22 protein-coding genes are annotated in these 22,346 nt (G+C 69.4%); 14 read left to right on the top strand and 8 right to left on the bottom strand.

What is annotated here, in order from left to right:
- Positions 1 to 106 precede the first annotated feature (106 nt).
- From D8896_RS09500 to D8896_RS09490, 3 genes are all read left to right on the top strand, one after another.
- Positions 107 to 1,996 (top strand): S9 family peptidase, encoded by a 1,890-nt coding sequence (locus D8896_RS09500; protein ID WP_205596805.1) that lies wholly within the window; start codon positions 107 to 109, stop codon positions 1,994 to 1,996.
- A gap of 103 nt (positions 1,997 to 2,099) precedes the next feature.
- Positions 2,100 to 3,044, top strand: a complete 945-nt coding sequence (locus D8896_RS09495) for an ABC transporter ATP-binding protein (protein WP_121821854.1) — start codon at positions 2,100 to 2,102, stop codon at positions 3,042 to 3,044.
- Positions 3,041 to 3,883 carry an ABC transporter permease subunit gene (locus D8896_RS09490; protein ID WP_121821853.1) on the top strand — a complete coding sequence of 281 codons (843 nt, stop codon included), beginning with the start codon at positions 3,041 to 3,043 and terminating at the stop codon, positions 3,881 to 3,883. Before D8896_RS09495 ends, D8896_RS09490 begins: the two co-directional genes overlap by 4 nt.
- Positions 3,884 to 3,903: 20 nt before the next feature.
- Here D8896_RS09490 and D8896_RS09485 read toward each other — a convergent pair whose 3' ends face one another.
- Both D8896_RS09485 and D8896_RS09480 read right to left on the bottom strand, forming a co-directional pair.
- A complete protein-coding gene (locus D8896_RS09485; RefSeq protein WP_121821852.1) occupies positions 3,904 to 4,962 on the bottom strand; it encodes an NAD(P)-dependent glycerol-1-phosphate dehydrogenase in 1,059 nt (352 codons plus the stop codon).
- A 64-nt stretch (positions 4,963 to 5,026) separates the two neighbouring features.
- Positions 5,027 to 6,016, bottom strand: a complete 990-nt coding sequence (locus D8896_RS09480) for an NAD-dependent epimerase/dehydratase family protein (RefSeq protein ID WP_121821851.1) — start codon at positions 6,014 to 6,016, stop codon at positions 5,027 to 5,029.
- Between the two features lie 77 nt (positions 6,017 to 6,093).
- Here D8896_RS09480 and D8896_RS09475 point away from each other — a divergent pair, with 77 nt between their 5' ends.
- From D8896_RS09475 to D8896_RS09465, 3 genes are read left to right on the top strand one after another with little or no spacing between them, the layout of a single operon-like run.
- Positions 6,094 to 6,501, top strand: coding sequence for a GIY-YIG nuclease family protein (locus D8896_RS09475; protein WP_121821850.1), 408 nt, complete (start codon positions 6,094 to 6,096; stop codon positions 6,499 to 6,501).
- A 59-nt stretch (positions 6,502 to 6,560) separates the two neighbouring features.
- The gene (locus D8896_RS09470) at positions 6,561 to 6,767 is read left to right on the top strand and encodes a zinc ribbon domain-containing protein (protein ID WP_121821849.1); all 207 of its coding nucleotides are present in this window, start codon (positions 6,561 to 6,563) and stop codon (positions 6,765 to 6,767) included.
- A complete protein-coding gene (locus tag D8896_RS09465; protein ID WP_121821848.1) occupies positions 6,767 to 7,027 on the top strand; it encodes a hypothetical protein in 261 nt (86 codons plus the stop codon). Before D8896_RS09470 ends, D8896_RS09465 begins: the two co-directional genes overlap by 1 nt.
- Before the next feature lie 7 nt (positions 7,028 to 7,034).
- On the opposite strand, the gene gltB is transcribed toward D8896_RS09465, so the two are convergent.
- A complete protein-coding gene (gene gltB, locus D8896_RS09460; RefSeq protein WP_121821847.1) occupies positions 7,035 to 11,570 on the bottom strand; it encodes a glutamate synthase large subunit in 4,536 nt (1,511 codons plus the stop codon).
- Between the two features lie 368 nt (positions 11,571 to 11,938).
- Here gltB and D8896_RS09455 point away from each other — a divergent pair, with 368 nt between their 5' ends.
- Positions 11,939 to 12,448, top strand: coding sequence for a hypothetical protein (locus D8896_RS09455; RefSeq protein WP_121821846.1), 510 nt, complete (start codon positions 11,939 to 11,941; stop codon positions 12,446 to 12,448).
- Between the two features lie 18 nt (positions 12,449 to 12,466).
- Here the strand turns inward: D8896_RS09455 and proS are convergent, their stop codons facing one another.
- Entirely contained in the window at positions 12,467 to 13,921 is a 1,455-nt protein-coding gene (proS, locus tag D8896_RS09450) for a proline--tRNA ligase (RefSeq protein WP_121821845.1), read from the bottom strand.
- A gap of 115 nt (positions 13,922 to 14,036) precedes the next feature.
- Between proS and D8896_RS09445 the strand changes: the two genes are divergently transcribed.
- Both D8896_RS09445 and D8896_RS09440 read left to right on the top strand, forming a co-directional pair.
- Positions 14,037 to 14,468, top strand: a complete 432-nt coding sequence (locus tag D8896_RS09445) for a DUF7344 domain-containing protein (protein WP_121821844.1) — start codon at positions 14,037 to 14,039, stop codon at positions 14,466 to 14,468.
- Positions 14,465 to 15,169: a DICT sensory domain-containing protein gene (locus tag D8896_RS09440; RefSeq protein WP_121821843.1), complete on the top strand. Its 705-nt coding sequence runs from the start codon at positions 14,465 to 14,467 to the stop codon at positions 15,167 to 15,169. Before D8896_RS09445 ends, D8896_RS09440 begins: the two co-directional genes overlap by 4 nt.
- On the opposite strand, the gene D8896_RS09435 is transcribed toward D8896_RS09440, so the two are convergent.
- Complete coding sequence (locus D8896_RS09435; RefSeq protein ID WP_121821842.1) at positions 15,166 to 15,645, bottom strand: hypothetical protein; 480 nt, start codon at positions 15,643 to 15,645, stop codon at positions 15,166 to 15,168. The genes D8896_RS09440 and D8896_RS09435 overlap by 4 nt on opposite strands.
- A gap of 358 nt (positions 15,646 to 16,003) precedes the next feature.
- Here D8896_RS09435 and D8896_RS09430 point away from each other — a divergent pair, with 358 nt between their 5' ends.
- From D8896_RS09430 to D8896_RS09415, 4 genes are all read left to right on the top strand, one after another.
- A complete protein-coding gene (locus D8896_RS09430; protein ID WP_121821841.1) occupies positions 16,004 to 17,935 on the top strand; it encodes a beta-CASP ribonuclease aCPSF1 in 1,932 nt (643 codons plus the stop codon).
- A gap of 444 nt (positions 17,936 to 18,379) precedes the next feature.
- On the top strand, positions 18,380 to 18,766 hold the full coding sequence (locus D8896_RS09425; protein ID WP_259372645.1) for a DMT family transporter: 387 nt from the start codon (positions 18,380 to 18,382) through the stop codon (positions 18,764 to 18,766).
- A 64-nt stretch (positions 18,767 to 18,830) separates the two neighbouring features.
- Positions 18,831 to 19,481, top strand: coding sequence for a DsbA family protein (locus tag D8896_RS09420; protein ID WP_240452009.1), 651 nt, complete (start codon positions 18,831 to 18,833; stop codon positions 19,479 to 19,481).
- The gene (locus tag D8896_RS09415) at positions 19,478 to 20,065 is read left to right on the top strand and encodes a hypothetical protein (RefSeq protein ID WP_121821839.1); all 588 of its coding nucleotides are present in this window, start codon (positions 19,478 to 19,480) and stop codon (positions 20,063 to 20,065) included. The genes D8896_RS09420 and D8896_RS09415 overlap by 4 nt, the downstream gene beginning before the upstream one ends.
- A 28-nt stretch (positions 20,066 to 20,093) precedes the next feature.
- Here the strand turns inward: D8896_RS09415 and D8896_RS09410 are convergent, their stop codons facing one another.
- Positions 20,094 to 20,909, bottom strand: a complete 816-nt coding sequence (locus D8896_RS09410; RefSeq protein WP_121821838.1) for an endonuclease III domain-containing protein — start codon at positions 20,907 to 20,909, stop codon at positions 20,094 to 20,096.
- Positions 20,910 to 21,046: 137 nt separating this feature from the next.
- On the opposite strand from D8896_RS09410, the gene D8896_RS09405 reads away from it, so the two are divergent.
- Positions 21,047 to 21,547: a hypothetical protein gene (locus tag D8896_RS09405; RefSeq protein ID WP_121821837.1), complete on the top strand. Its 501-nt coding sequence runs from the start codon at positions 21,047 to 21,049 to the stop codon at positions 21,545 to 21,547.
- 161 nt (positions 21,548 to 21,708) lie between these two features.
- Here the strand turns inward: D8896_RS09405 and D8896_RS09400 are convergent, their stop codons facing one another.
- Both D8896_RS09400 and D8896_RS19355 read right to left on the bottom strand, forming a co-directional pair.
- Complete coding sequence (locus D8896_RS09400; protein WP_121821836.1) at positions 21,709 to 22,122, bottom strand: DUF371 domain-containing protein; 414 nt, start codon at positions 22,120 to 22,122, stop codon at positions 21,709 to 21,711.
- Positions 22,123 to 22,147: 25 nt separating this feature from the next.
- The gene (locus D8896_RS19355) at positions 22,148 to 22,309 is read right to left on the bottom strand and encodes a hypothetical protein (protein ID WP_162991521.1); all 162 of its coding nucleotides are present in this window, start codon (positions 22,307 to 22,309) and stop codon (positions 22,148 to 22,150) included.
- Between the last annotated feature and the right edge of the window lie 37 nt (positions 22,310 to 22,346).

Below are 22,346 nucleotides of genomic sequence, written 5' to 3'. Positions count from 1 at the left end.
AACGGTCTGAAACCCGGCCTTATTATGGCGGACTGCCCGGGTCAATGGGAGGCGGTCCGACGTGGAGGCGACGGGCAAGGGCACGCCGACTGGGATCCGGCGGCGGATGGGATTGCCAGCTGCCACCCGAACCCCTTTGCCGGGGGCGGCCGGATCCCGCCCCGTGAGCTACGACATCGAGCGGTACCTCAACGTCCGGAAGGCCTACGGCGCGTCGTTCGGTCCCGACGGGGAGCGGCTCGCCTTCCTGCTGGACACGACCGGCGTCCCGCAGGTGTGGACGCTGGACGCGCCGGGTGCGTGGCCCGACCAGCGAACGTTTGCCGAGGAGCGCGTCACGTTCGCCTCGTGGTCGCCCGAGCGCGACGAACTCGCCTTCGGCATGGACGAGGGCGGTAACGAGCGCGCACAGCTGTTCCGCCTCGACGCGGGCGACGGGACGATAACGCCCCTGACGGCGACGCCCGACGCAAAACACCGGTGGGGTGGCTGGAGCCACGACGGCGAGCGCTTCGCGTTCGCCTCGAACCGCCGCGACGAGTCCGTCTTCGACGTGTACGTGCAGGACCGCGCCGCGACGGGCGACGGGGCCGAACTCGTCCACGAGGGCGACGGCTGGCTCTCGGTCGCCGGATGGTCCCCCGACGACGACCGGCTGATCGTCCACGAGGCCCACGCCAGCTTCGACCACGACCTGCACGTCCTCCACCTCGACTCGGGGGAACTGGAACACCTGACGCCCGACACCGACGAGGTACGCTACAGCAGCCCCGAGTGGGGCCCCGACGGCGACGCGATCTATCTAGTCAGCGACGAGGGCGCGGACACGACCTATCTCGCGCGACTGGACCTCGACAGCCATGACCTCGCCGTCGTCGCGGAGGGCGGCGAGTGGAACGTCGGCGGCGTCGCCGTGGACGACGAGACCGGACGGCTCGCCTACTCGCGGAACGTCGACGGGTACACGGACCTCACCGTCGGCGAACTGGCGGGACCGACCGAGATAGCCGAGTTTCCGGAGCCGGACCTGCCGGGCGGCGTCTGCGGCGGTGTGAGCTTCGGCCCGGACGCCGAGCGGTTCGCGATCACGGTCAACGGCGACGCGGTCAACCCGAACGTCTACGTCGTCGACGTGGCGACCGGCGACGCCGAGCGCTGGACGGACGCGCCGACCGCCGGCATCCCGCGCGACCGGTTCCGCGAGTCCGAACTCGTCCGGGTCGAGAGCTTCGACGGACTGGAGGTGCCCGGGTTCCTCACGCTGCCCGAGGGAGCCGGAGGCGACGGGGGCGGCAGCGACGATGCGACCGCCGGCGACACGCCGGTCGTCGTCGACATCCACGGCGGCCCGGAGAGCCAGCGCCGGCCGTCGTTCCACGGGGTCAAGCAGTACCTCGTCGACCGCGGCTACGCCGTGTTCGAGCCGAACGTCCGCGGCTCCTCGGGCTACGGCCGGGCGTACACCGCGCTGGACGACGTGGAAAAGCGGATGGACTCGGTCGCGGACATCGAGGCCTGCGTCGACTGGCTCGCCGACCACCCCGCGGTCGACCCCGACCGGATCGCCGCGATGGGCGGGTCCTACGGCGGGTTCATGGTGCTCGCCGCGCTGACGGAGTACCCCGACCTGTGGGCCGCCGGCGTCGACATCGTCGGCATCGCCAACTTCGTCACGTTCCTCGAAAACACCGGCGACTGGCGGCGCTCGCTCCGCGAGGCCGAGTACGGCAGTCTGGCCGATGACCGCGAGTTCCTCGAATCGATCAGCCCCATCCACAGCGTCGACGACATCGCCGCGCCGCTGTTCGTCCTCCACGGCGAGAACGACCCGCGCGTCCCCGTCGGCGAGGCCGAGCAGATAGTCGAGCGGGCCCGCGAGCAGGGCGTGCCCGTCCGGAAGCTGATCTTCGAGGACGAGGGCCACGGGTTCACGAAGCTGGAAAACAGGATCGAGGCGTACTCGGCCGTCGCCGAGTTCCTCGACGAGCACGTCTGAGGCCGTCATCGGCGGAACTGCTTTATCAACCTTTCCCCGCGTTGCCGCGCCAGCAACGACTGAGCCACTTCTAATAGTCCGGGGCGTCCACGTTCGGACCGAGATGACCGCTATCGAAACGAACGGCCTGACGAAACGCTTCGGCGAGGACGTACTCGCAGTCGACGACCTCGACCTCTCGATCGAGGAGGGCGAGATCTTCGGCTTTCTCGGCCCGAACGGCGCGGGGAAGTCGACGACGATCAACCTGCTGCTCGACTTCATCCGCCCCACCGACGGGTCGGCGACGGTGCTCGGCCACGACGCGCAGGCCGAGTCCGAGGCGATCCGGCGGAAGGTCGGCATCCTCCCGGAGGGCGCTGCCGTCTACGACCGCCTCACCGGCCGCGAGCACGTCGAGTGGGCGATCGAGACCAAGGGGGCCGACGACGACCCCGACGAGGTGATCGAGACGGTCGGGCTCTCGCCCGAGGACGCCCGCCGCCCGGCGGGCGGCTACTCGAAGGGGATGACCCAGCGGCTCTCCTTCGGCATGGCGCTGGTCGGCGACCCCGACCTGCTGATCCTCGACGAGCCCTCCTCGGGGCTGGACCCCAACGGCATCCAGGAGATGCGCGAACTGATCCGCGAGGAAGCCGCCGACGGGACGACGGTGTTTTTCTCCAGCCACATCCTCCCGGAGGTCGAGGCGGTGTGTGACCGCGTCGCCATCATGAACGAGGGGCGGCTGGCGACGGTCGACTCCATCGAGAACCTGCGGGACGGCTCCGACGCACAGGCCCGGATCGACGTGGAGGTCGCGGGCGACCCCGGGGCGGTCGACCTCGCCGGCGTCGGCGGCGTCGTCTCGGCGACGGTGGAGGACGACGCCGTCTCGGTCGTCTGCGAGGACGCGACGGTGAAAGTCGACGTGGTGACCGCTGTCGCCCGGCAGGCAGAGGTCGTCGACATCCTCTCCGAGGACACGTCGCTTGAGGAACTGTTCAACGCGTACACGTCCGGCGAGACGCCCGAGAAGGACGCCCCCAGAGCGGAGGTGACGGCATGAGCGTCGTCGGCGTCCTCCGGAAGGACTTCAAGGACGTGCGCCGCGCGAAGCTGGTCTGGGCACCGGCGGTCGTGTACACGCTGTTCATGCTCCTGTTCTTCTGGGGCCAGTCCCAGAGCACTAACCCCGACTTCTACCAGATCCTCTGGGGGCTCGTCGGCATCGGCGGAGCCCTGCTCATCCCGCTGATCGCGCTGGTCGCCGCCTACCTCTCCATCGCCGGCGAGCGCGAGTCGGGCAGCATCAAGTTCCTGCTCGGCCTACCGAACACCAGAACCGACGTGGTCGTCGGGAAGGTGCTCTCGCGGTCGGCGGTCGTGACCGCCGGCGTCCTCGTCGCCTTCGTGATCGGCGTGCCGGCGGCGGCGCTGCTCGTCCCGGACATGACGTTCGAGTACGGCGACTACGTCCTCTTCGCCGCGGTGACGGTGCTGTACGCGGTCGCCTACGTCGCCGTCGCGGTCGCCATCTCGGCGGCGACGGCGAGCCGGTCCCGCGCCATGAGCGGCGCGATCGGCTTTTTCTTCCTCTTCAACCTCGTCTGGAACTTCCTCCCGGTCGGCCCCGTCCAGATGATCGGGTTCCTGTCGGACCAGTTCAACGTGGAGGTGTCCGACAGCGTCACGGAACTCGTCTACAGTATCAGCCCGACCGGCGCGTACCTGAACGGCATCCTGAAGCTGATCATGCCCGACCGGTTCAACGCGCAGGCAGGCGCGGTCGTGGCCGACCCGCCGTTCTTCATCCAGGGCTGGTTCATGGTGCTGATCCTCGCCGCGTGGGTCGTCGTCCCGCTCGCGCTGGGCGCGTGGCGGTTCCGGCGCGCGGAACTCGGGTAACGCTGCCCCCGCCGCCGACCTCAGATCACGCTCGTCGTTCTCGCCGCCTCGCGGGCCGCCCGCTCCGTGACGCCGTCGCCGAGGATCGTGTAGCGGTCCCGGATCTCGTGAGCGGTCGTCAGCGCCTCGATCACCGTCGCGTCGTCGATGCCGAGTTCGTCGGCCGTCGTCGGCGCGTCGATGCTCGCGAGCGCGGCGCGGATGTCCTGCCAGATGCCCCGTTCCCCGCCGTGGAGGTAGGCGGTCATGATCGAGCCGACGCCGACCTGATGGCCGTGGAGCGCCTCGTTGGGCGCGATCCGGTCGAGCTGGTGCGAGAAGAGGTGTTCCGCGCCGCTTGCCGGCCGCGAGGAGCCGGCGATCGACATGGCGACGCCCGAGGAGACGAGCGCCTTCACGACGACCCACGAGGACTCCTCCAGCCCGGGCCGGACCGTGTCGGCGTTGTCGACGAGCATCTCGGCGGTCATCTCCGCCAGCGAGGCGGCGTACTCGGAGTACTCGACGTTTTTCAGCCGGTTGGCGAGCCGCCAGTCCATGACGGCGGTGTAGTTGCTGATGATGTCCGCACAGCCCGCCGTGGTGAGATCCCAGGGGGCCTCCGCGAGGATCTCCGTGTCCGCGACGACCGCCAGCGGCGGCTCGGCGGCGACGCTGTGACGCGTGTCGCCCTCCGGCACCGAGCCGCGGCCGCTGACGATGCCGTCGTGGCTCGCCGCCGTCGGGACCGAGACGAACCCCCGCCCCACGTCGTCGCTGGCCATCTTCGCGATGTCGATGGGCTTGCCGCCGCCGACGCCGACGAGGAAGCCGGGGTCGACCTCGCGGGCGCGGTCGATGACGTGCTGGATGGCGTCGAAGCTCGCCTCCTCGACGATCACCGTCTCCGGCTCCATCCCCTCGGCGGCGAACGCGTCGGCGATGCGCTCGCCGGCGATCTCCCAGGGCGTCGGGCTGGCGACGATCAGCGGCTGCCCCTGGAGGTGGAGCTCCTCGACGGCCTCGACCGTCCGGTCGAGCACGCCGTGGCCCACGACGACGTTGCGGGGCAGGCGGATCCACGTCGACTTGTCGAACATGCTTGCCCCGTCACGTCGGGGGGTAAAGGGGCTTTCGTCGCTGACTCCCGCCGCGGCGGCCGCCCTACAGCGTGTCGAGCACGCCCAGCACGCGCTCCTCCGTCTCGCGGTCGGGGCCGTGCTCGCGGCCGTCGCGGTCGCTATCGAGGTGGTCCTCGACGGCGCGGGTCATCGCCTCGTCGATGGGCGTCGACTCCCAGCCGAGCCGCGCGAGCTTGTCCGTGGCGAGCATGTGCGGCGGGTTCCGGTAGAGGACGAAGTCGTCGAGCGACAGGTCCGCCGCGGCGAGTTCGCGCTCGCCGGCGTGGACCACCTCGACATCCGTGTCGAGCGCGTCGGCGATCAGGTCGACCATCCCGTCGAGCGTCACCATCCGCCGGTCGGCGACGTTGTACGCCTCGCCCGGCTCGCCGTCCTCGGCCACGCGGCGGATCGCGCCGGCAACGTCCTCGACGTACGCGCGGTGCCAGACGTTCGTGCCGTCGCCGGGCACGACGATCCGGTCGAACCGGTTCACGCGGTCGATCCAGTAGTCCAGCCGCTCGGTGTAGTCGTGGGGGCCGTACACGATGCAGGGCCGGACGCTCATCGCGTTGACGCCGCGCTCGGCGGCGGCGAAGACGGCGCGGTCGCCCTCGGCCTTCCGCGGGCCGTAGGAGGACTGCGAGTCGTCGGTCGCCTGCTCCTCGGTGCAGTCACACAGCGGCGTCTCGCCCTCGCGCTTGGGCAGGTCCTCCCGCCCGTACGCCGACCCGCTGGAGACGAACACGTAGGCGTCGACGCCGTCGAAGACCCGCGTTGCGGTTCGCACTTCTCGGGGCCTGTACGCCACGCAGTCGACGACCACGTCGGGGTCGGCCTCGCGGGCGGCCGCCGCGAGGTCGCCGTCGTCAGTCCGGTCGCCCTCGATGTGAGACACGTCCTCGGCGTCCGCGAATGGGTTGTCGTGGTTCCCGCGGTTGAAGGTCGTCACGTCGTAGTCGTGTGCCCGGAACTCGTCGACGACGTGCCGGCCGATGAAGCGCGTGCCGCCGATCACGAGGAGGTCGTCCATGCCGGCGAGTCGGGGCAGCGACGGCAAAACGGTGGCGGATCGGCGGCTTCAGGTGGCCGGCGCGACGACCGTCGCCCGTGCCCGGAACGTACGTCCTCGCGGTCGCGTTCGACGAGGCAGCGACGATCGAAGTCGGCGCGCTCGGCGAGCGCGCCTTCGACCCCGGCATCTACGCCTACGTCGGGAGCGCGTTCGGGCCCGGCGGCTTCTCGCGGGTCGACCGCCACCGCGAACTCGCCGCCGGCGAGCGCGACGCCCGCCACTGGCATATCGACTACGTGCTCGGCCACCCCACGGCGTCGCTGGCGGCGGTCGTGAAGTTCCCCGAGATGGACGTGGAGTGCGCCCTCGCGTCGTCACTGCCCGGCGATCCGGTGTCCGAGTTCGGCGCGTCGGACTGCGACTGCGAGGCCCACCTGCTCCGCGCGCCCGACCGCGAGACGCTGCTGTCGGCGGCGCGCGACGAACGGGAGCGCCTGGGGTGAGGGTTCGTTTCAAGTGGGACACCACAAAACCCATTTTCCGCGGCTCCGATCCCACGCTCATGCCCTCCGAAGACGGCTGCCCGAAGTGCGGCCACGGCGAAGCAGACGTGGACACCATCTCGACCACCGGCGGCGGCCTGAGCAAGATGTTCGACATCCAGAACCGGAAGTTCGAGGTCGTCTCCTGTGCCAGTTGCGGCTACTCCGAACTGTACCGCGCGGACCGGTCGGCCGCCAGCGACGTTGTCGACGTGTTCTTCGGCTGATGCCCGCCGGTAGCGTGCTGTTCGCGTTCCTCCTTCTGCTCGCGCTCGTCGCGCCGCTGGTCCTGTACGCGCTCGTCTCGGCGGAGGCCGACGACACCGAACGGCTGGACCGCGAGGCGGCCGAGCGACGGGTGCGGCGGGACGCGGCCGACGACCACGGATCGCCCGAAGACGACCGCGGCGACGACGGCCGGGGGGCCGACGGTGACGACTACGACCCCTGGAGCGACCGCGACGGCGACCGGAACGGCTGGAACTGAGACGCGCTCAGTCGTCCGTCGAGGCGGCGAAGCCGGAGGCGTCCGCCTCGGCGTCGACCGTCGCCGCTTCGGGCGGCGACTCGCGCACGTCCTCGGCTCCCTCCTCGGTGATGACGCGGTGGTAGGCGTCCGGCATCACGACGGCGAACTGCTCGACGTACGCCTCCCAGTTGTCGAGTATCTCCGCGCCGCGCTCGCTGTCGGTGTAGGCGACGTGGTTCTCGACGAGGCGGCGGAGCATCCGGCGGTCGGACTCCCCGAGCGTGTCGGAGACGCTCACCATACCGGTGTTCGCCCGCTCGGCGAAGTCGCCGTCCTCGTCCAGGACGTAGGCGACGCCGCCGGACATCCCGGCCGCGAAGTTCTTGCCCACGTCGCCGAGCACGGCGACGGCGCCGCCGGTCATGTACTCGCAGCCGTGGTCGCCGACGCCCTCGACGACGGCCTTGACGCCGGAGTTGCGCACCGCGAAGCGCTCGCCGGCGACGCCGTTGATGTATGCCTCGCCCTCGGTCGCGCCGTACAGCGCGACGTTGCCGATGCAGACGTTCTCGTCGGCCTCGTAGGCGGCGTTCTCCGGCATCGTCACCGAGAGCTTGCCGCCGGAGAGCCCCTTCCCGACGTAGTCGTTGGCGCTGCCGGTCAGATGCATCGAGACGCCGCTGGCCAGGAACGCGCCGAAGCTCTGCCCGGCGGTGCCGTGCAGGTCGACGGTGATCGCGTCGTCCGGCAGCCCCGTCACGCCGTGGCGCGACGACACCTCGTGGGAGAGCGTCGCGCCGACGGCGCGGTCGACGTTCGACACGTCGGTCAGCAGGTCGACCGGTTCGCCGTCCGCCAGCGCCGGCTCGGCGGCGTCGATCAGCTCCCAGTCGAGCGCGTCGTCGACCTCGTGAGTCTGCTCGCGGACCTTCCGGCGCTGGTCGCCGTCCGGTTCGGCGAGCACGCCCGAGAGGTCGACGTTACGCGCCTTCGGGTGGTCCACGTCGTCGCGCTGGGCGAGCACGTCGACGCGGCCGACCATCTCGTCGACCGTCTCGAAGCCGAGTTCGGCCATGATCTCCCGGAGCTCCTGGGCGATGAACGTCATGTAGTTGATGACGTGCTCGGGTTCGCCGGGGAAGCGGTTGCGCAGTTCCTCACGCTGGGTGGCGACGCCGACCGGGCAGGTGTTCTTGTGGCACTGGCGGGCCATCACGCAGCCGGAGGTGACCAGCGACGCCGTGCCGAACACGTACTCCTCGGCACCGAGCAGCGCGCCGACGGCCACGTCGCGGCCGGTCTTCATGCCGCCGTCGACGGAGACGCGGATGCGGTCGCGCAGGTCCGTGCCGACGAGCATCTGGTTGGCCTCGGCGAGGCCGAGCTCCCACGGCAGGCCGGCGTTCTTGATCGAGGTGCGCGGACTCGCGCCCGTGCCGCCGTCGTGGCCGGAGATGTGGACCACGTCGGCGTTGGCCTTGGCGACGCCGGCCGCGATGGTGCCGATGCCCGCCTCGGAGACGAGCTTGACGTTGATGTCGGCGTCCGGGCTGGCGGCCTTCAGGTCGTGGATCAGCTGCTTCAGGTCCTCGATGGAGTAGATGTCGTGCAGCGGCGGCGGCGAGATGAGGCCGACGCCGGGCGTCGCGTGCCGGACGTGGGCGATCATCTCGTTGACCTTCATCCCGGGCAGGTGGCCGCCCTCGCCGGGCTTGGAGCCCTGCGCCATCTTGATTTGTAGCTCGTCTGCGCTGGCGAGGTAGCCGGAGGTGACGCCGAACCGGCCCGATGCGACCTGCTTGACGTTGCACTCCTTCTCGGTGCCGAACCGCTCGGGCGGCTCGCCGCCCTCGCCGGAGTTGGACTTGCCGCCGAGCCGGTTCATCGCGATGGAGTTGTTCTCGTGGGCCTCGGGCGACAGCGACCCGAGCGACATGGCTGCCGTCGAGAACCGCTCGACGATGTCGGCGATGGGCTCGACTTCCTCGACCGGGATCGACTCGCGCTCGTCGGTGTCGAACTCCAGCAGCCCCCGCAGGGTCTGGAGGTTCTCGTTCTGGTCGTTGATCAGTTCGGCGAAGTCGCGGTACGTGTCGTAGTCGCCCTGCCGCACCGCCTGCTGGAGCGTGCCGACCGTCTCGGGGTTCCACTGGTGGTGGATGCCGTCCGAGCGGTGCTCGTACTCGCCCTGACGCTCGATGTCGGCGTCGTCGAAGGCGGCGCGGTGGCGGTCCTCCAGGTCGGCCTCGATGTCCTCGATACCGATGCCGCCGGTGCGGGCCTCCGTCCCCTCGAAGTACTCCGCGACGAAATCGTCGTCAAGCCCGACGGCCTCGAAGATCTGTGCGCCCTGGTAGCTCTCCATCGTGGAGATGCCCATCTTCGCCATCGTCTTCAGCAGGCCGTCCTCCAGCGCGCCGACGAACGCTTCGACGGCGTCCGCCACGTCCGCGCCGTCCTCGCCGGCGACGATGTCCTCGATGGTCGCGAAGGCGAGGTAGGGGTTGACGGCGTCGGCACCGTAGCCGACGAGCGTGGCGAGGTGGTGGACCGCGCGGGGGTCGCCGGACTCGACGACGATCCCGGCGTGGTTGCGCAGGCCGTTGCGGACGAGGTGGTGGTGGACGCCGCCCATCGCCAGCAGGCTCGGGATCGGGACGCGGTCGGGGCCGGTCGCCCGGTCGGAGAGGACGACCACGTCGTTGCCCCCCTCGATCGCTTCGCGGGCGTCGTCGCGGACGCGCTCGACAGCCGCCTGGAGGTCGCCGTCCGGGTCGTACGTGATGTCAACGGTCGCCGACGAGAGGCCGTTGGCCGAGAGGTTCCTGACGGCGGCCGTCTCGGCGTCGGTCAGCACCGGCGAGTCGGCGACGAGTTGCCGGGCGTGGTCGGACGACTCGTCGAGCAGGTTGCGCTGGAAGCCGAGGCGGGTTTCGAGACTCGTCACCAGTTCCTCGCGGATGTAGTCCAGCGGCGGGTTCGTCACCTGCGCGAACAGCTGCTTGAAGTAGGTAAACAGCGGGCGGTTGAAGTCCGACAGCACCGACAGCGGCGTGTCGTCGCCCATCGAGCCGACGGGGTCTTTCCCCTGTTTCATCATCGGCTCGATGATGTTCTCCAGTTCGTCGTGGGTGTAGCCGTACGTCGACTGGAAGGCACGCAGGTCGTCGACGCTGGTCCGGGGCTGGCGGTCGTCGGCGTCGGCCACCTCGTGGAGGTGGACCTGCTCGTCGTCGACCCACTCGCCGTACTGCTCGTCGACGAGGTCGTCGAACACCTCGGCGTCCGGGATGACCCGGCCCTCCGAAGGGTCCGCGAGGAACAGCTGGCCCGGCTGGAGGCGACCACGCTCGCGGATCTCCGAGGGGTCGGTCTCCAGCGCGCCGGCCTCGCTGGCCATCACGAGCGTGTTGTCCGTCGTCACGTCGTAGCGGCAGGGGCGCAGGCCGTTGCGGTCGAGCACTGCGCCGACGCGCTCGCCGTCCGTCGCTGCGACGAGGGCGGGCCCGTCCCATGGCTCGACCAGCGAGGCGTGGAAGTCGTACCAGTCCTTGCGGTCCGCGTCCATCGCGTCGTCGTCGCGCCACGCCTCGGGGATGAGCATCCGGAGCGCGTGAGGGAGGTCCCGGCCGTCCTCCATCAGCAGTTCGAGCGCGTTGTCGACGGAGGCGGTGTCGGACTGCTCCGGGTCGTTGATGATCGGCTTGAGCTCCTCGATGTCGTCGCCGAGCGTCTCGCTTTCGAGGTCGGTCTCCCGGGCGCGCATCCAGTTGATGTTGCCCTGGATGGTGTTGAACTCGCCGTTGTGGATGATGTTCCGGTAGGGGTGGGCGAGATGCCACGCGCCGAGCGTGTTCGTCGAGAACCGCGCGTGGACCATGGCGAACGTCGACGCGACGCGCTCGTCGGTCAGGTCGGGGTAGTAGCCGGCGACCTGCTCGCCCTTGAGCAGGCCCTTGTAGACGAGCGTCTCGCGGTCGAGCGAACAGACGTAGAACCGTTCGTGGCCCGGCGGCCGCTCGTCCTCGACGCGGTTCTCCAGCGCCCGGCGGGCGACGTACAGCGCGCGGTCGAACGCCTCGCGGTCGAGGCCGTCGGGGCGGACGAAACACTGGGACACGTCCGGTTCGGAGTCGATCGCGGTCGCGCCGAGGTCCGCGTTGTCGGTCGGCACGTCGCGCCAGTGGAAGACGTCGATGTCGTGCTCGGCAAGCGTCTCCTCGACGAGGGCCATCAGGTCGGCCGCGGCGTCATCGTCCTGTGGCAGGAACAGCGACCCGACGGCGTAGGTGTCGGGCAGCGACACGTCGAGTTCGTCGGCAAAGAAACCGTGTGGCGTCTGGAGGAGGACGCCGGCACCGTCGCCCGTCGACTCCTCCGCGCCGGTCGTGCCGCGGTGTTCGAGGTTCTCCAGCAGTTCGAGGCCGTCGGCGACGACGTCGTGGCTCGTCCCGTCGTCGAGGTCCATGACCACGCCGACGCCGCAGTTGGACCGCTCGTCGGTCGGGTCCGCGAGTCCCTCGTGTCGGTCGGGGGATACCTGTCCGTGATGGTCAGTCATACGCCGGAGTGGCGGCTGCTCCAATAAGAGGTTACTCCTAAATGGTTAAGTGGAGTACCAACACATACTAGGAGATATAATCTATTTATCCGAACGTACGTTGGGACATAGTGGCGTGATCGAACGACGTTGCGGAGGGCCATCACGTAGAGATACTAAACCTGAATACTGGATTCCCGTGAATTTCGATCATGTATTCACCGAATCCCATGGTGTATCTCAATCATAATGGTTTTTCAGTGATCTCTCGACAACGCTGATTCGACGGGTCCGCCCGAACGGTCGGTCGGAGCGGTGCCCGCGCGGTCCCGGCCGAACCATGAGGGACACCGTCAGCGTTTATCGGCCGGCACCCCTATCACCGCCGGATGTTGCTCCGGTCGACCCTCCGCGCCGTCTGGTACGTCCCCCTCACGCTCGTCCTCGCGCCGGGGATCCTGACCCACGAGTACGCCCACGTCGCCGCCTGTCGCCTGAGCGGCGTCGAGGTTCACTCGACGCCCTCGCTCAACCCCTTCGGGAAGGACGCGTTCGTCGACCACGCGCCGACCGACCGGTTCGGGGCGGACTTCGCCATCGCCGTCGCGCCCTTCGCCGTCAACAGCGTCCTCGCCGTCGCCGCGTTCGCGCTTGCCGAGTGGCTCGGATCGACGGTCGCGATCCCCTTCCTCTGGCTCGGGGGCTGTTTCGCGTGGACCGCGATCCCGAGTCCGTCGGACACGGACGGCCTGCTCGACACGGCCGGGGGCCTGCCGCGGGCGCTGCGCCCGCTGGGCTACCTGCTCGCCGTGCCGGTCCGCACCGCGACGCTGCTTGCGATAGAAGGGATCGGGGGGCTCGTGTGGACCGTCGCGCTGTACGTCACGCTCGTCGGCTGAGACGGAGAGAAGGAGCCGTCAGTACGACTTGGCGAAGTACGCCGTCTCGACGGCCTCGTCCCCGCAGACGCCGCAGTCGTCGCCGATCGGTTCCGCGTCCCTGTCCAGCGGCGTCATCACGATCTCGGCGGCGATCTCCTCCTTGATCGCGGTCTCGCAGGCCTCGTCGCCGCACCACGGCGTCTTCACGTAGCCGCCGTAGCGACCGATGGTCCCGAGGATGTCCTCCGGGCTGTAGGCCTTGCGGACGTTCTCTTCGAGGTTCTCCTCGGCGGCCTCGTACAGCTTGTCGTGGACCGCGTCGAAGTGGTCCTCGACGGCGTCGGCGATGCCGTCGCGGTCCGCCTCGACCGACTCTCCGTCGGGCCGGTGGACGACAGTGACCCGGTCCTCCTCGACCTCGTTCGGGCCGATCTCGAAGCGGACGGGGACGCCGTTCAGCTCGTGCTCGTTGAACTTGAAGCCGGGGTTGCGCTCGTCGCGGTCGTCGAGTTCGACGCTGACGCCGGCGGCCTCCAGGTCGTCGGCGATCCCTTCGGCGTAGTCGAGCACCTCGTCTTTGGTGTCCTCCTGCCAGATGGGGACGATGGCGACCTGCGTGGGGGCGACGGTCGGGGGGAGCACGAGCCCCTGGTCGTCGCTGTGGGTCATGATCAGCGCGCCGAGCGCGCGCCAGGAGAGCCCCCACGAGGTCGTGTGGGCGACGGACTCCTCCTCGTCCTCGTCGACGAACGTGATGTCGAACGCTTCCGCGAACGACTGACCGAGGTAGTGGCTGGTGCCACCCTGCACGGACTTGCCGTCGGGCATCAGCGCCTCGACGGTCGTCGTCGTGTCCGCGCCGGGGAACTTGTCGTGGGGGGGCTTGCGGCCGCGCAGCACCGGGATGGCGAGCACGTCCTCGTACAGGCGCTCGTACTGGTCGAGGCGAGTCATCGTTTCGTTCCACGCCTCGTCGCCGTCCTCGTGGGCGGTGTGGCCCTCCTGCCAGAGGAACTCCTTGGTGCGGAAGAACGGCTTCGTCTCCGTCGCCTCCCAGCGGACGACGCTGCACCACTGGTTCAGGCGCAGCGGGAGGTCGCGGTAGCTCCGGGTCCACTTGGCCATGAACGGCGCGATGATGCTCTCGCTCGTCGGCCGGACCGCCAGTCGCTCCTCCAGTTCGTCGTGGCCGCCCTTGGTGACCCACGCCACCTCGGGGTCGAACCCCTCGACGATGTCCTTCTCCCGTTCGAGGTAGCTCTCGGGGATAAAGAGCGGGAAGTAGGCGTTCGTGACGCCGGTGTCCTTGAACCAGCCGTCGAGGTGGTCCTGGATCGACTCCCAGAGGGCGTAGCCGCGGGGCCGGGTGACGATGAACCCGCCCATCGGCGCGTAGTCCGCGAGGCCCGCCTTCTGGACGACCTCGGCGTACCAGTCGCCGGGGCTGTGCTCCTTGCTCTCGGTGATCCCGAGATCCTGCTCGTCGCTCATGCCCTTTGGTCGTGCCACCGGAGTAATAAACGCGCCGTGTTGGCGAGCGGGGGCGTTCCGGACCTACCAGTTGGGAACGAAAGGTTTCTTCACCGACCGGATCGTGTGCCAACCTATGACAAACGAGGGGCGGACGAGCGGTGGGTCGGACCACCAGGCCGACCCCGAGGCTGTCGACGACGCCTTCGAACTGCTCGCCAGCGCGGAGCGTCGCGCCGTCCTCAACTACCTGCGCGAGCACGGCGACGCGACGCTGGCCGAACTCGCCGACGTCGTGGCCGGCCGGCGGGCCGCCGCCGAAGGGACGTTCGTCCCGCCGGAGCGACGGGTCCGGATCCGGATCGAACTCGACCACGCGCAGCTCCCCCTTCTCGACGACCGGGGGATCGTCGACTACGGCCGCGACCGCGAACGCGTCGCGCTCGACACCCTTCCCGAACCCGTCGAGACGCTGCTCGACCTCGCGCGCACCGTGGCGGGCGAGGGGGCGACCCCGAACTATCCGGCGACCGACCGGGAACGCACGCCGGGCGGGGACCCCCGATGAGCCTCCGGGGAGCCATCGCCGAGGCGCGGGCGGACGCGGTGGAGGTCGGCGTGTACGCACCGAAGCCGTTCGACGACCTCGCCGACCTGTTCGCCGCCCGTAACGTCACCGTGACGCACCGCCGGTATCCGAACGACGGGACCGACGGCTTCGTCGTCGTCCGACGCGACGGCGAGTTTCGCGGCGCGCTCCCGGTGGCCCACGTCCGGGACGGATTATCCCCGTCCCCCCGCCGGCCGGGGGAGCGGCGCGACGACGCCTTCCGCCGGTTCATGGACCTGTTCGAGGGGGCGGCGTTCGCCGCCAGCGACAGGCGACAGCTGCTCGCAACGACCCGGGAGATAGAGGACCGCGCGTGGCGGGTCGGCCGCGGCACGCTGTACGTCGGCTTCCAGCGCCCCGAGGCGCTGGCGGCACAGCGGTCGGTGTACGAGCGGTTCGGCGAGCGCGACGACCTGGCCGTCCACCTCTACGTGGCCGCCGAGTGGGACCGGCCAGCGATTCCGGGCGTCCGGACCCACGTGACCGACGACGACGAGATCAGCGCGGTGTGGTTCGTCGTCTTCGAGGGCGGGGGCAGCGACGAGAACAAGTGCGCGCTGCTGGCCGAGGAACACGACCCCGGCGAGTACCGCGGCGTCTGGACGTACGACCCGGCCCGCGTCGACGACGTGACGGCCCACCTCCGGGCGGCGTACTAATCCACCCGGAACGGGCTCGGCCCCTCGGTCCAGTCCCAGCCGGGCAGCCGCGTCTGGAACCCCGCGGCGAGCGCGGCGTCCAGGTCGTCGCTGCCCGCGGTCGCGTCCGGCGGGTGGTGGCGGACGTCCGCGTAGTGAAACGCCGCCTCGCCGAGCAGGCCGAGCGGCTGGCCGCCGGCGATCATGCCCGCGAGCTGGCGGCCGAGCAGTTCGTCGACCACGAAGCCCGGGTAGTCCGTTTCGACGTCCAGACCGCGCAACAGCCCCACGAGCGCGGCGACGTTGACCGCCAGGTCCCCGTCCGCGAAGACGGCGTCGACCTCGTCGCGGTACGCCGCCGCGGTCACCGGGTCGACGTCGGTGTCGAACAGTTCCGAGAACTCCGTCCGGAGGTCGTTGACCAGCGGCACCACCACGTCCGCGCGCTCCCGGACCCGGTCGCGCTCCGCGGCCACTGTGTCGGGGGTGAGATGCATCGTGGGACCGTAGGGCACGACCGGGCAATACGCTTCGGGCGACGGCCCCGCGACTGCCCGGTATTGCGAAGGCTTTTATAACAAGGAAGTAATATGGCCGAGTAAGCGGGTTCTTCCGGACCTTCCCGCGCATCGTGGGACCGATCCCCGAGCGCCTCGACCGACGCGCTACCCACACACAACCGGGACGATATCGCTATGTGTACCGTGTTACGACACAGTGACGAACCGCCTGCTACGGACTGCTGTAGTCCGTCTCACGGGACGCCGACCGCGGGACCCCCGCGGCCGGCCGGCGGCGGAGCGCGAGCGGCCCACCGGTACCGGAAGACCCCGACGACGCTACTCAGTTCTCACTATGAGTTCCGTTGAACAACAACTCGACGACCTGCACGAAGAGATCACGAGCGAACTGCCGAACGACATCTCGGTGTCCGACGTCAAGTACGAGGGCCCCGAGCTCGTCGTGTACACCCGCGACCCGAAGAAGTTCGCGCAGAAGGGCGACCTGATCCGACAGCTCGCCAGCAAGCTCCGCAAGCGAATCACCGTCCGCCCGGACCCGGACGTGCTCTCCGAGCCCCGCGACGCTCGCGAGCAGATCAGGAACGTCATCCCCGAGGACGCGGGCGTGACCGACCTCGACTTCCACGCCGACACCGGCGAGGTCGTCATCGAGGCCGAGAAACCCGGCATGGTGATCGGCCGCCACGGCTCGACGCTCCGGGAGATCACCCAGAAGGTCGGCTGGACGCCCGAGGTCGTCCGCACGCCGCCGATCGAGTCCTCCACCGTCTCGAACGTCCGGAACTTCCTCAAGCAGGAACGCGACGACCGCCGCGACGTGCTCGAGCGCGTCGGCCGGCAGATCCACCGCGAGGAGATGTCCGACGAGGAGTACGTCCGGATCACCACGCTCGGCTGCTGCCGCGAGGTCGGGCGCGCCTCCTTCGTCCTCTCGACGCCCGAGACGCGCATCCTCATCGACTGCGGCGACAAGCCCGGCGCGGAGGGCGAGGTGCCGTACCTCCAGGTGCCCGAGGCGCTCGGCGCGGGCGCGCAGAACATCGACGCCGTCGTCCTCACACACGCCCACCTCGACCACTCGGCGCTCATCCCCCTCCTGTTCAAGTACGGCTACGACGGCCCGATATACACGACGGAGCCGACCCGGGACCTGATGGGCCTGCTCCAGCTGGACTACCTCGACGTGGCCGCCAAGGAGGGCCGCGCACCCCCCTACGACTCCGAGATGGTCCGCGAGGCGATCAAACACACCATCCCGCTTGAGTACGGCGACGTGACCGACATCGCGCCGGACGTGAAGCTCACCCTCCACAACGCCGGCCACATCCTCGGCTCCGCCGTCTCCCACTTCCACATCGGCGACGGCCTGTACAACGTCGCCTTCTCCGGCGACATCCACTACGACGACACCCGCCTGTTCAACGGCGCGGTCAACGACTTCCCGCGCGTCGAGACGCTCGTGCTCGAATCCACCTACGGCGGTCGCAACGACTACCAGACCGACCAGGAGGACTCCGAGCGCAAGCTGAAGGAGGTCATCAACGAGACGTACGACCGCGACGGGAAGGTGCTCATCCCGGCGTTCGCCGTCGGCCGCTCCCAGGAGATGATGCTCGTGCTGGAGGAGGCCATGCGAAACGGCGACATCCCGGAGATGCCGGTCCACCTCGACGGCATGATCTGGGAGGCGACGGCCATCCACTCCACCTACCCCGAGTACCTCCGTGACGACCTGCGTGACCGCATCTTCCACGACGACGAGAACCCGTTCCTCGCCGACCAGTTCAACCACATCGACGGCGGCGAGGAGGAGCGCCGCGAGGTCGCCGACGGCGAGCCCTGCATCGTCCTCTCGACCTCCGGCATGATCGAGGGCGGCCCCATCATGTCCTGGCTCCGCCACTTCGGCAGCGACCCCGACAACACCCTCACGTTCGTCGGCTACCAGGCCCAGGGGACGCTGGGTAGCCGCATCCAGAGCGGCTGGGACGAGATCCCCATCGACGACCGGGGCAACGGCGGCCGCCGCGGCGGCGACACGCTCACGCTGAAGATGGAAACCGAGACCGTCGACGGCTTCTCCGGCCACGCCGACCGGCAGGGGCTGGAGAACTTCGTGAAGACGATGAACCCCCGCCCCGAGAAGGTGCTCTGCGTCCACGGCGACGAGTCGTCGGTGCAGGACCTCTCGTCGGCGCTGTACCACGACTACAACATGCGGACGTTCGCGCCGAAGAACCTGGAAACGTTCCGCTTCGTATAAACGACCTTTTTCCCGGTCGGGTGTCCTCGCAGGCCGTCGGCCTGCTGCGGGCACCCTCCCGGCAAAAACGTCGATGAAAAAGGCCCCTCACTCGCTGCGCTCGTTCGGGGTGAAACGGCGGCTCCGCCGCCGTATGCTTGCTATACTGTAACCGACAGCTGCTAACCTGCCCTTCCCCGTCCGCTCGCCCGCGGCGCGTGCAAGCGCCGCGGGCTCGCGCCGGCCGTATGGCTGGTTCGGTGATCGTCTGCTGACTGGTTCAGTGATCGTGTGCTATTCAGAGGGGAGGGCGTCACCCGATCGGTTCGGCGACCACATCGGTGACCGTACTGGTGACCACATCGGTTGAAACCAAAACAGTCCACGCCGGCCCGGGTCCGTCCGAAGCCGTTAGCACGGGGCCGACCGAACGGCGAGTATGGCGAGTCCGACATACTGTTCGCGGTGCTGGCGATGCTGGCGTGGGGCGTGTGGGCGCTGCTGGCCGACGTGGCGACGAAGCATATCGACCCCGTGTCGGCGATGGTGTTCTCCTACGCGGCGAGCGTCGTGGTCGCGCTGGGCTACGTCGCGGCCCGGGACGACACGCTGTCGACCGCCCGGACAGGCATCGGCATCGCGCTCGTCGCCGGTGTGTTCGCCGGGATCGGCGCGGTCGCGTTCTACGCCGGGTTAGAGCGCGGGCGGACCAGCGTCGTCACGACGGTGAGCGCGCTGTACTTCGTCGTCGCCGCGCTGCTCGGCGTCGTGGTGCTTGGCGAGTCCGTCGAGGCGACCGACGTGGCCGGCGTCGGTCTCGCGACCGCCGCGGTCGTCCTGCTGGCGCAGTGACGGCCGTGCGGCGGCCCCGCAAGAGCGCGGGCGGTTCATGCCGCGGGCGGCCGAACAGCCGGCAATGAGACGGCGTGCGCTTCTCGGCGCGGTCGGCACCGGCGTCGCGGGGCTGACCGGCTGTCTGGGCGGCGGGGGCGGCAGCAGCAGCGGCCAGTCGGACCATCCGGCCGCCCGCAACCTCGCTGCCCAGCCCGCGCTCGGCGACCCCGACGACGCCGAGGACCTGCTGGTCGCGTTCGAGGACCCGTCCTGTCCCACCTGCCGTCGCTTCGAGACGGAGACGTTCCCGCGGATCCGCGACGAACTCGTCGATCCGGGCGACGCCGCGTTCGTCTACCGCGTGTTCCCGGTAGTGTACGACTGGGGCAAGCCCGCCGTGCAGGCGATGGAGGCGACGTACGACCGCGACGAGGCGGCGTTCTGGGCGCTGAAAGCGCACTACTACGCCGAGCAGTCGGCGTTCGGGACCGACAACGTCCTCGACCGGACCGAGGCGTTCCTCGCCGACGAGACCGAAGTGGACGCCGCCGGGGTCGTCGAAGACGCCCGGGCGGAGACGTACGACGACGCCGTCCAGCAGGACCTGACGGACGGCGAGGACGCCGACGTGTCCGCGACGCCGACCGTCGCGCTGTTCTCGGGCGGCGAGTTCCGGACGCTCGTGACGGGGGCACAGAGCTACGACGTGTACGCCAACGCACTCGGGGTATGACGCCGGACCTCCCCACCGCCACTGGCGACTGGCGACTGGTCGGCCGTACCGCCCGGCTCGTGCTCGGCGTCCCGCGCTACGCGCTGCTGGCGGTCGTCGCCGCGCTCGTCGGTCTGACGCTGTTCGTCTACACGCTGAACGTCGGGCTGATCAACGCGCTCGTGCTCGGCGGCTCGCTCCCCGTCGAGAACCGACTCGGGATCCTCGTGAACCTCTACCCGGTCGTCAGCCCGACCGCGTACACCGCCGCCGAGACGGGGATCCTGCTCGCCGTCGCCGCGCTGATCGGCGTCAACGTCGCGCTGGTCGCCTACCACCTGGTCGAACACGCCACGCTGCGGGGCGGCACCGGGAGCGCCGCCGGCGTGGTGCTGGGCACGCTCGGCGCGGGCTGTGCGGCCTGCGGGTCGACGGTGCTCGCCGGCCTGCTCTCGCTGTTCGGCGCGACCGGGCTGCTGACGCTGCTCCCCCTCGATGGCCTGGAGTTCGCGCTCCTGTCGCTGGGCGTCCTCCTGCTGTCGCTGTACTGGCTGGCCGACGGGATGCGCGGCGGCATGATCCGGGGTTGCCCGGTCGACCCGTGACGACCGCAGAGAGACGGTCCCGCGGCGCTCAGTCGCCGGCCGCGGCGTCCGCCGGGTCCTCCACCTCGCCCGTCGCCGGGTAGACGCCGACCTGGTCGCACAGTTCCGACATCGGGCACGCCTCGGGGTCGTCGAGACAGGCCGGCTTGCGCGCCGTGCAGTACTCCCGGCCGAACTGGATCATCGCGGTGTGGCCGAAACCACATTTCTCGGCGGGGACAGCCTGCTCCAGCGCCGCGCGGACGCCCTCGTGGTCGGCGTCGGCCGGCGCGACCCCGAGGCGGCGCGCGATCCGGTGGACGTGCGTGTCCACGGGAAACACCCCACCGCGTCCGCCCGAGAACAGCAGGACGCAGTCGGCCGTCTTCGGCCCGACGCCGGTCACCGACAGCAGGGTGTCCCGGACTTCGTCGGGGTCGCCGGTCCGGACGAACTCGTCGAACGCCGCCTCGGAGCCGAACTCGTCCAGCACCCACTCGGCGGCGTCGATGATCACCTCGGATTTCTGGTTGTACAGGCCAGCCGACGAGATGGTTTCGGCGAGCCGTGACTGCTCGGCGGCGGCCAGGGCTTCCGCCAGATCCTTGTCGTCTCCTCCGTACCGGTCCATCAGCGCATCGTGGGCCGGCTGGCTCGCCACGTCGCTGGTGTTCTGGCTCAGGATAGTGCGGACGAGACACTCGAACGCGTCGCGCCCGCCGTACGCCTTCTGCCAGTACAGCTCGCCGAGGCGGTCGACGACGGCCTCGGCCCGGGTGGTCGCCTCCTCGCCGTCGTCGGCGAACGCCTCCCAGCCCTCCGTCCCGCCGCTGATGTTCTCCGTCGGCTCGGCGTCGTCGGACATGGACGAGCCTTGGAGCGCGGGGGAGAAATGCCTCCCGTTACTCGACGGTGACCGTGACAGTCAGTCGCCGATGATTGGTTCAACTGTCTGTGGTCGGAATTATTTAGTCCCCAGCGGTAGCTTTCGCGATCGTTCGGATGGAAGGCAGCAAGGAACCGAACGAGTCGGATGGCTGGGAGAGCCAACGACTCCAGACAACGTACGAAGAGGCACGCTGTGTGCTGGAAGCACAGCAACAAACGGTCGCCGATATCGACGACAAAGCCATGCGGACCGTCCGAATCACGATCGTCCTGATCGGGATCCTGATCTCGGCTCGGGAGATCGCCGGGGCGGACGCCTTCAGTGGTGTGTCGGTTCGTCTCGGCGGTGGGTTCCTCTTTGCGTCCCTCTGTTTCGGCGTTTACACGTACAGCGAATCGAGCGTCCACGTCGGCCCGACGAAACGGTATATCCACCAGCTCGTCGAGGACGACTTCGATCAGGACGTTTCGTGGGACGAGGACCTGCTTCGAACGTACGCGGTCTGGATCGACGAAAACGGGACGACGACCTGGCTCAATGCGAGGCTACTCCTGATCACGCAGCTCGCGTTGCTGTCCGGCGTCGCGCTGATCGGGTATGGCGTGGTTTTTTGACCCTCGACCGGTTAGCATATCGTATGACCGATAGCGACGCTGCCGAACGGTCCGACAAAGGTCAGCGAAGCCAGCAAGGGCCTGCGCTGCTCTCCCGGTTCCTTATCCGGCGTAAGCGCGACCGCTCCGACGAGTAGCGTTGCTAGCCGTTTCGTTCGTTCTTACTCCACCGTAACTGTCACCGTCAGCGCCGCCCCGTCGGCGAGCGCCGCGACGAGGTCGCGGTCGAACTCGGCGGCGGCGAAGTCGGCTCCGAGCAGGAACGTGCGCTCGTCGACGTAGTCGCTGGTGCGGCCCACCATGCTCCGCTCGCTCGTCAGTTCCAGGTCCGGGTCGCCGCGGCCCCGGACCGTCTCGACGTGGCCGTCGGCCTCAAAGGTGGCGGTGATCGTCGCGTCGGCGTCACGGCAGGCCGCGACGAACTCGGGGTCGAAGTCCGCCGGCGCGCGATCGGCCTCGACGGCGAGGATGCAGTCGCCGGCCGGCGTGAGGTAGTCGTCGGTCGTCACCTCGAACGTGCTGCCGTGCTCGGCGGTCACGTTCTCGTGGCCGCGAGCGCGGACGACTTCGTCCATGGCCGCCGGTATCGGGTCGCCCCACTTAGCGAGACGGATCGACGACGGTGACGGTGACCGCGCCGCAGTCGCACTCGTAGGCGCGGCGGACGCCGCCGTCGCGCTCCATCTCCAGCATGGCGTTGCCGTCGTCGAGCGCGCGGTCGCAGCCGGCGGCCTCGCACGTGGCGGTGAGCCGTTCGAGCATATCCGGGGATTCTGCGCGACCCCTTGTCAAAGCGACC

The organism is Halostella salina (assembly GCF_003675855.1).
GTDB lineage: Archaea > Halobacteriota > Halobacteria > Halobacteriales > Natronoarchaeaceae > Halostella > Halostella salina.
The sequence above is the reverse complement of the archived record's forward strand: the minus strand, read 5'-3'. Positions and strand labels throughout refer to the sequence as shown.

Bases quoted from the DNA above. Each gene is read 5' to 3' on its own strand.
- D8896_RS09500 (WP_205596805.1), top strand. From the start codon at position 107: ATGGGATTGCCAGCTGCCACCCGAACCCCTTTGCCGGGGGCGGCCGGA.
- D8896_RS09495 (WP_121821854.1), top strand. From the start codon at position 2,100: ATGACCGCTATCGAAACGAACGGCCTGACGAAACGCTTCGGCGAGGAC.
- D8896_RS09490 (WP_121821853.1), top strand. From the start codon at position 3,041: ATGAGCGTCGTCGGCGTCCTCCGGAAGGACTTCAAGGACGTGCGCCGC.
- D8896_RS09485 (WP_121821852.1), bottom strand. From the start codon at position 4,962: ATGTTCGACAAGTCGACGTGGATCCGCCTGCCCCGCAACGTCGTCGTG.
- D8896_RS09480 (WP_121821851.1), bottom strand. From the start codon at position 6,016: ATGGACGACCTCCTCGTGATCGGCGGCACGCGCTTCATCGGCCGGCAC.
- D8896_RS09470 (WP_121821849.1), top strand. From the start codon at position 6,561: ATGCCCTCCGAAGACGGCTGCCCGAAGTGCGGCCACGGCGAAGCAGAC.
- D8896_RS09465 (WP_121821848.1), top strand. From the start codon at position 6,767: ATGCCCGCCGGTAGCGTGCTGTTCGCGTTCCTCCTTCTGCTCGCGCTC.
- gltB (WP_121821847.1), bottom strand. From the start codon at position 11,570: ATGACTGACCATCACGGACAGGTATCCCCCGACCGACACGAGGGACTC.
- D8896_RS09455 (WP_121821846.1), top strand. From the start codon at position 11,939: ATGTTGCTCCGGTCGACCCTCCGCGCCGTCTGGTACGTCCCCCTCACG.
- proS (WP_121821845.1), bottom strand. From the start codon at position 13,921: ATGAGCGACGAGCAGGATCTCGGGATCACCGAGAGCAAGGAGCACAGC.
- D8896_RS09445 (WP_121821844.1), top strand. From the start codon at position 14,037: ATGACAAACGAGGGGCGGACGAGCGGTGGGTCGGACCACCAGGCCGAC.
- D8896_RS09440 (WP_121821843.1), top strand. From the start codon at position 14,465: ATGAGCCTCCGGGGAGCCATCGCCGAGGCGCGGGCGGACGCGGTGGAG.
- D8896_RS09435 (WP_121821842.1), bottom strand. From the start codon at position 15,645: ATGCATCTCACCCCCGACACAGTGGCCGCGGAGCGCGACCGGGTCCGG.
- D8896_RS09430 (WP_121821841.1), top strand. From the start codon at position 16,004: ATGAGTTCCGTTGAACAACAACTCGACGACCTGCACGAAGAGATCACG.
- D8896_RS09420 (WP_240452009.1), top strand. From the start codon at position 18,831: ATGAGACGGCGTGCGCTTCTCGGCGCGGTCGGCACCGGCGTCGCGGGG.
- D8896_RS09415 (WP_121821839.1), top strand. From the start codon at position 19,478: ATGACGCCGGACCTCCCCACCGCCACTGGCGACTGGCGACTGGTCGGC.
- D8896_RS09410 (WP_121821838.1), bottom strand. From the start codon at position 20,909: ATGTCCGACGACGCCGAGCCGACGGAGAACATCAGCGGCGGGACGGAG.
- D8896_RS09405 (WP_121821837.1), top strand. From the start codon at position 21,047: ATGGAAGGCAGCAAGGAACCGAACGAGTCGGATGGCTGGGAGAGCCAA.
- D8896_RS09400 (WP_121821836.1), bottom strand. From the start codon at position 22,122: ATGGACGAAGTCGTCCGCGCTCGCGGCCACGAGAACGTGACCGCCGAG.
- D8896_RS19355 (WP_162991521.1), bottom strand. From the start codon at position 22,309: ATGCTCGAACGGCTCACCGCCACGTGCGAGGCCGCCGGCTGCGACCGC.